General features: G+C 59.2%; 1 pseudogene. It reads left to right on the top strand.

The annotated features are described in order from the left end of the window. Window positions 1–265: pseudogene (locus KVT39_RS36945) on the top strand (IS701 family transposase); the annotation flags it as partial.

Raw genomic sequence — 265 nt, 5'->3', positions numbered from 1 at the left:
CGTGCGTCGATTGGGCAATGACGCCACTATGGAGGCTGCAGAACCCCCCCGGGGATTGTAGCTTCGGACATTACTTGCTGGTACGGCGCAGTCTGGATGAAAAGCGCGAGCATGCCCACTATGTCGTCTACGCTCCACGCAGTAAAGCTTCACTGCAGATTCTGGTGAATGTCGCGGGACGCAGGTGGGAAAGCGAAACTGGCTTCGAGGCGACCAAGGGGGAGTGTGGCCTGGATCAGTATGTGGTGCGTCGATGGCGCGGGTG

The organism is Burkholderia sp. GbtcB21, from assembly GCF_019091065.1.
In the GTDB taxonomy this organism is placed as follows: Bacteria; Pseudomonadota; Gammaproteobacteria; order Burkholderiales; family Burkholderiaceae; genus Burkholderia; species Burkholderia pyrrocinia_C.
Note: the sequence above shows the minus strand (reverse complement) of the source record. Positions and strands in the feature narration are given on the sequence as shown.